This is a genomic window from Mycobacterium sp. (genome assembly GCF_032159775.1).
Classification (GTDB): Bacteria; Actinomycetota; Actinomycetes; order Mycobacteriales; family Mycobacteriaceae; genus Mycobacterium.
Genome location: NZ_JAVHWK010000157.1, coordinates 22,696 through 29,237, shown reverse-complemented (window position 1 = coordinate 29,237; position 6,542 = coordinate 22,696). Strand labels below are relative to the sequence as shown.

The 6,542-nt window shown below is 65.7% G+C and carries 3 protein-coding genes and 2 pseudogenes; 1 reads left to right on the top strand and 4 read right to left on the bottom strand.

The features are described 5' to 3' along the window. The 4 genes and pseudogenes from QOJ24_RS21655 to QOJ24_RS21640 form a co-directional block, all read right to left on the bottom strand. Window positions 1-541: pseudogene (locus QOJ24_RS21655) on the bottom strand (ABC transporter ATP-binding protein/permease); the annotation flags it as partial. 23 nt (window positions 542-564) lie between these two features. Continuing rightward, window positions 565-2,499, bottom strand: coding sequence for an ABC transporter ATP-binding protein/permease (locus QOJ24_RS21650; protein WP_526264991.1), 1,935 nt, complete (start codon window positions 2,497-2,499; stop codon window positions 565-567). Window positions 2,500-2,544: 45 nt separating this feature from the next. Further along, on the bottom strand, window positions 2,545-4,455 hold the full coding sequence (locus QOJ24_RS21645) for an ABC transporter ATP-binding protein/permease (protein WP_526264989.1): 1,911 nt from the start codon (window positions 4,453-4,455) through the stop codon (window positions 2,545-2,547). Between the two features lie 219 nt (window positions 4,456-4,674). Then, window positions 4,675-4,857, bottom strand: a pseudogene (locus QOJ24_RS21640) (FAD-dependent oxidoreductase); the annotation flags it as partial. A 21-nt stretch (window positions 4,858-4,878) separates the two neighbouring features. Between QOJ24_RS21640 and QOJ24_RS21635 the strand changes: the two are divergent. Continuing rightward, entirely contained in the window at window positions 4,879-6,531 is a 1,653-nt protein-coding gene (locus QOJ24_RS21635) for an acetolactate synthase (RefSeq protein ID WP_526264987.1), read from the top strand. The last annotated feature ends 11 nt before the right edge of the window (window positions 6,532-6,542 follow it).

Here is a 6,542-nt window from a genome sequence, read left to right as displayed (position 1 = left end):
GCTGGTCCGCGTTGTCGATGGGCGCATCGATGAACCGCGACCGGTAGTAGGCGTCCCCGTCGAGCCAGTCACCGGTCAGGCGATGTGTGAGCCACACCCGCCACCTGATGATGAAGCGCTGCATCAGATAGGTGTCGAGCAGCGTTCGAGTGACATTCGCAATGATCAGCGCGGCCAGAATTAGCATGGACACCCAGAAGCCGTGAACCGCAATGCTTTTAGCAGAGCCTTCGCCTTGGAATGCTGCTTGCAAGGCCGAGAACTGGTCGTTGGACTGATACGTGAACAACACGGTGATGCGAACGTCGATCATCACCAGGGCGAGCAGCACGCCGAGGAGCGCCCACACCGGCACACTTCTGCGGCCCTTGAAGTAATCGCCGGTGACTCGCCAGAACTGCCTGCCCCAGATGGTGTAGCGGGCAAGCAGGGTGCAGACGACCAGAATGCCGATCGCGGCGAACACCCATGCCTTGGCCACCCACAGCGCGGACCCGACCAGCTCGTCGCCCCAATCAAGGGACGGCGTGAACGTTTCCATCCCGGGAAGCTACCGCGGCGTGGTCACACCGGAGCGGGTTCGATCTCCTCGCCCTGCACCCGGCCGAACCGCCACTCTCCTTCACCGAGCAACTCGAGTTCGTGCGTGTGGTGCCGCTCGACCGTCTTGCGGTGGCTGACGCTGACCAGAATGGTGTCCGGCAGCTCGGTCCGAACCAGGTTGTAGACGACGAACTCCAGACCTTCGTCGAGCGCCGACGTGGACTCGTCGAGGAATATCGCCTTCGGTTTGGTCAACAACACGCGAGCGAACGCGATGCGCTGTTGCTCGCCAGGGGAGAGCACCTTGGCCCAATCCTCGACTTCGTCGAGCCGATGGACGAGATGCGGCAACGCCACCTTCTCCAGCGTGCGGCGCAGCGTCTGGTCGTCGATGTCGCCCTCTTCGTTCGGATAGCTCACGACGCCGCGCAGGTTGCCCAGCGGAACGTAGGGCATCTGCGAAAGGAACATCGTCTCGTTTGGCCCGCATGGCCGCGTCAGCGTGCCCGACGTGTACGGCCACAGCTCGGCAAGGCTGCGCAGCAGCGTGGTTTTCCCCACGCCGGACGCACCGGTGACCACCATCGTGTCGCCGACCTCCAGTCGCAGGTCGAGTGGGCTGACGAGTTGCTTCCCGTCAGGGGTGCGGACCTCGATATCGGCCAGCTGAACCGTGCCGTCGACGCACGGCGTCGTGGTGATCTCGGGCAGCGCCCTGCCCTCTTCGTTGGCCGTCATCAGACCGTCGAGCCGGATGATCGCCGCGCGATAGCTGGCGAACGAGTCGTACGCATTCCGGAAGAACGACAGCCCCTGTTCGATGTTGCCGAATGCCGACGCCGACTGGGACATGGCGCCAAGGGGTATCTCGCCGGCGAAGAACCGGGGGAATTGGAACAGGTACGGCGGGACGACGATGATCTGGCTCATCGAGAGGTTCCAGCCGTAGAAGCCCATCAGCCGGTTGACGTACCGCTTGTAGTTGGCGACGATCGGGGCGAAGAGTTTGCGCAGGCCGGTTCGCTCGGCCATTTCGCCGCGGTAGAACGCCACCGCCTCCGACGCGTCGCGCAGCCGCACCAACGCGTAACGGAATGCCGCGTTGGTCTTCTCGTTCCGGAAGGACAGCCAGATGATCGGCCTGCCGATCCAGAACGCGAATGCCGACGCGAAGAGCACATAGGCGATAAGGATCACGAACATGCCTTTGGGGAGGTTGACGTTCACGATCGGCAGCGTGAGCGTGCCCGACAGTTTCCACAGAATCGCGGTGAACGAAATCATCGAGGCGATGGCATCGACCGAGCCGAACAGCAGCGTGGCGGTGGACGTGTTGTTCGGTGTGTTGGGAAGTCCGCCAACGCCCGCCGTGAAGATGTCGATGTCGTATTGGATGCGTTGATCAGGGTTGTCGATCGTGTCGTCGATGAACCGGCCGCGGTAGTAGGCCTTGCCCTCGAGCCAGTCACCGGTGAGTCGGTCGGTCAGCCAGGCGCGCCAGGCCAGCATGAACCGCTGCGCCATGAACAGGTCCAACATGATCCGTGCGACGTGAAGCATGGCAAGAACCGAGAAGACGATCATCGAGAGGAAGAAGCCGTCCCTGCCGGAGTTCTTGATGGTGCCGTCGTCGCTGCCGAGGCCGGACGCAACCACCTGGAAGCTCGTCATCATGTCGCTGCCCTGGTAGGTAAAGAGCACCGAAAGTCGAACGCCGATCATCACCGACAGCAGAATCGCCGCAAGCCACACCCAGACCAGCACACTCTCTGGACCCTTGAAGTAGTCGCCGGTGATGCGCCAGAACTGTCTGCCCCACACGGTGTACTTGGCCAGCAGTACGCAGATCAGCAGCGTGGCGATCGCCGCGATCGCCCACGCCTGAGCGACCCACTGCAGCGACGCCAACAGCTCATTGCCCCAGTCCAGCGTGGGCTCGAACTTTCCCTCTTCCACCCCGGCAACGTACCCCGGCAAGCTTGAGCCAGCGCTGCAGACGCCTCAACTTCGCGAGCCGAGCGGCTCCAGCCGCCACTCGCCACGACCGACCAGCTCCAGATGGCGCGCGTGGAAGCGCTCCACCGTCGCGCGATGGCTCACGCTGACCAGAATCATCTCCGGCCGCTCGGCGCGAATCAGCTCGTAGAGCGTCAGCTCGAGGCCCTCGTCCAGCGCCGAGGTCGACTCGTCGAGAAACACCGCCCGCGGCTTGGTCAGCAGGATCCGGGCGAAGGCGATCCGCTGCTGTTCGCCGACCGAGAGCACCTTGCCCCAGTCGCCGACGTCGTTGAGCCGGATCGCCAGCTGAGGCAGGGCGACCTTGATCAGGGCCTGCTGGATCTCCCGGTCGTCGACGGCGCCCTCGTCGTTCGGATACGACGCGACGGCGCGGAGGTCGCCGAGCGGGAGATACGGCAGCTGAGGCACGAACATCGCCGCCTGCCTGCCTGCCGGGAGCCGCACGCTGCCCGACACGAACGGCCAAAGGCCCGCGAGACTCTGCAGCAGAACGGTCTTGCCGATCCCGGACGGACCACTGATCAGCAGCGTGTCACCCGGCGCGAGGCGGAAGTCAAGGGCCCGAAGCAGATTCGCGCCGTCGGGGGTGCGCACCTCGACACCCTCGACCGTCAAGGTGCCGTCGGTGGTGATTGCCGTCGTCACCTGGCTGAACGTGCGGGCACGCTTGTTCTCCTCGACCAGCCCGTCGAGGCGGATCACCGCGGCGCGGTAGCTCGCGAACTCGTCGTAGGCCTCCCGGAAGAACGACAGCGCGTTGTGGATCGTCACGAACGCGGTCGCCGACTGGATGACGTCGCCGAACGAGATCTCGCGGGCGAAAAGCCGCGGCGCCTGCACGACGTACGGCAACGGGTTGATCGCCTGGCTCACCGTCAGGTTCCAGCCGGTGAACCGCACCATGCGGTTGAGCCAGTTGCCGTAATTCGACATCACCTCCGAGAGTCGACCGCCCAGCAGTCGGCGTTCGGTGTTCTCGCCGCGGTACAAACCGATGGCGGCGCTCGCATCCCGCACCCGAACCAGCGCGTAGCGGAACCCTGCGTTGCGAAGCTCGTTGAGGTAGCTCAACCGGATCAGCGGCCTGCCGATGACGAAGGCGATGACGGTGGCCGCCAGCACGTAGCCGATGACGATCCAGAACAGCGCCCGCGGGAGCGTGACTCCGCCCAGCGTCAGTGCGCCCGACAGGTGCCAGAGGATCGATCCGAAAGCGACCACCGACAGCACGGCGGCCACCGCGCCGAACAACAAGGTGTGTCCCGACCCGTACGCCGGGTTGTTGGGCTGTCCACCGACTCCGGTGGTGAAGATGTCGATGTCCTGCTGGATACGCTGGTCGGGATTGTCGTTGGGGTTGCGGAAGAATTGCCTGCGGTAGTAGGCGAAGTCGCCGAGCCAGTCGTCAATCAGCCTGCCGCTCAGCCAGATTCGCCACCGCATGATGAACCTCTGCATCAGGTACATGTCGGCAAGGTTGAGGATGACGTGCACTACCGCGAGGACGAGGAAGATGCCGATAGTCACCCAGAAGCCGTGGATGCCCGAATCGGTGACATCGCCTTCGCCCGTTGCGATCCCCTGCAGCGCAACTTGCAGCGAGGTGAAGACGTCGTTGGTGTAGTAGCTGATCAAGACGGTGATGCGGACCGCGATGATGGTCGATACCAGCAGGGCCGCCAACATGGCCCACACCAACCGGCTCTGCCTGCCCGTGAAGTACGGCCCGGTGACGCGCCAGAACTGACGGCCCCATTCGGTCGTCCGTCCGATCAGGATGAGAACGACGATCAGGCACGGCGCTGTGATCGCGAATGCCACCAGCACCCATACCGTGGAGTTGAGGAGCTCATGGCTCCAGTCGATCGACGACCTGAAGGTGCCGGTGTTCACGCTGCGACACCTCCATCCAGCCGGAGCCGGCCTGCGGCGAAGCTACCGCAGGTCGGGCGTCGCCGTGGTCGACACGCCTGCGCCAAACGTCGTGCACAGGTGGGCGACCAGCTCGTGGGCGTCGACGCCTGATCCGGTGACCGAGAGGTAGCCGTCAGATCGCACGACGTACGTACTGCGGGATCGCGGTGAACCCGCACGGGACGTCGGCCGGCAGCCGAGCACAGCCATCCCTTCGAAAACTTCGAGCGTACGAGGTTGCACGTCAACGGCTTTGGCGTATTGCGGTGGGTCAACGACGGGGTCGACGATCCGCAGGTCGACGCCTCGGCGGCACAGTTCGATGGACGCCGTCAGCCCGACGGAGCCTGCGCCCGCGATCAGCACGTCGGTCGGGACCATGAGGGTGATTATGCTGCGGCCATGAGCATCGATGCGGCATCGGCACACAAGATCGGCGCCGGACACCTGATCGCCCGCCGGCTGCGCGCCAGCGGTATCGACACGATCTTCACCCTCTCCGGTGGGCACCTGTTCTCCATCTACGACGGATGCCGTGCCGAAGGTGTTCGGCTGATCGACACCAGACACGAGCAGACCGCGGCCTTCGCGGCCGAGGGCTGGTCGAAAGTCACCCGGGTGCCCGGGGTTGCCGCGCTGACCGCCGGACCGGGTGTGACCAACGGGATGAGCGCCATGGGCGCCGCCCAGCAGAACCAGTCACCGCTGATCGTGCTCGGCGGCCGGGCACCGGCGCTGCGCTGGGGTCAGGGTTCGCTTCAGGAAATCGACCATGTGCCGTTCGTCGCGCCGCTGACCCGGTTCGCGGCCACCGCGCCGTCATCAGGCGCAGTCGGTGGGCTCATCGACGACGCGCTGCGGGCGGCCATGGGTTTCGGCGGCTCGCCGACCGGTGTCGCGTTCGTCGACTTCCCGATGGATCACGTCTTCGGTGAGGCCGACGATGCGGGCGATCCCGGTGCGCTCGCGGCGCGGCCGGACCCGGTGCACGCCGACGGGGAGGCGCTCGCCGTTGCGGCCGGTCTGCTCGCCGGCGCCCAACGTCCGGTGATCATGGCGGGCACCAACGTGTGGTGGGGTCATGCCGAGGAGGCGCTGCTGTCGCTGGCCGAGAAGTTGCGCATTCCGGTGCTGATGAACGGTATGGCCCGCGGAACGGTACCGGCCGACCATGAGCTGGCGTTTTCGCGCGCGCGGTCAAAGGCGTTGAAGGAAGCCGACGTTGCGCTGGTCGTCGGCGTTCCGATGGATTTCCGGCTCGGCTTCGGCGGTGTCTTCGGGGAACAGACCCGCCTGATCGTCGCCGACCGTGTCCTGCCGGAGCGACCGCATCCACGCGACGTCGCCGCCGAGCTGTACGGCGACCTCTCCGCGACGTTGTCGGCGCTTGCCGGGGAGCGGGGCACCGACCACGAGGCCTGGATCGCCGACCTGAGGACCGTGGAATCCGCGAGCCGTGCCGCCGAGGAAGCCGAACTGACCGATGACCGCTGCCCGTTGCATCCGATGCGGGTGTATGCCGAACTGAAGCCGCTGCTGGACCGCGACGCCATCGTGGTGATCGACGCCGGTGACTTCGGTTCCTACGCGGGCCGCGTCATCGACAGCTATGTGCCGGGCGCGTGGTTGGACAGCGGGCCGTTCGGCTGTCTTGGGTCGGGTCCCGGCTATGCGCTGGCGGCCAAGCTGGCCCGGCCCGACCGGCAGGTGGTGCTGCTGCAGGGCGACGGCGCGTTCGGGTTCAGCGGTATGGAGTGGGACACGTTGGTGCGCCACGGTGTTCACGTCGTCTCGGTGATCGGCAACAACGGTATCTGGGCGCTGGAGAAGCACCCGATGGAAATGCTCTACGGGTACTCGGTGGTGGCCGAACTGCGCCCCGGTACCCGCTACGACGAGGTGGTCACCGCGCTCGGCGGGCACGGTGAGCTGGTGTCGGCGCCTGCCGGGCTGCGGCCCGCGCTCGAGCGGGCCTTCTCGTGTGGCGTACCCGCAGTGGTCAACACGCTCACCGACCCGCAGGTCGCATACCCGCGCCGGTCGAACCTCGCCTGACGCCTGCCTCG

Bases quoted from the DNA above. Each gene is read 5' to 3' on its own strand.
- QOJ24_RS21635 (WP_526264987.1), top strand. From the start codon at position 4,879: ATGAGCATCGATGCGGCATCGGCACACAAGATCGGCGCCGGACACCTG.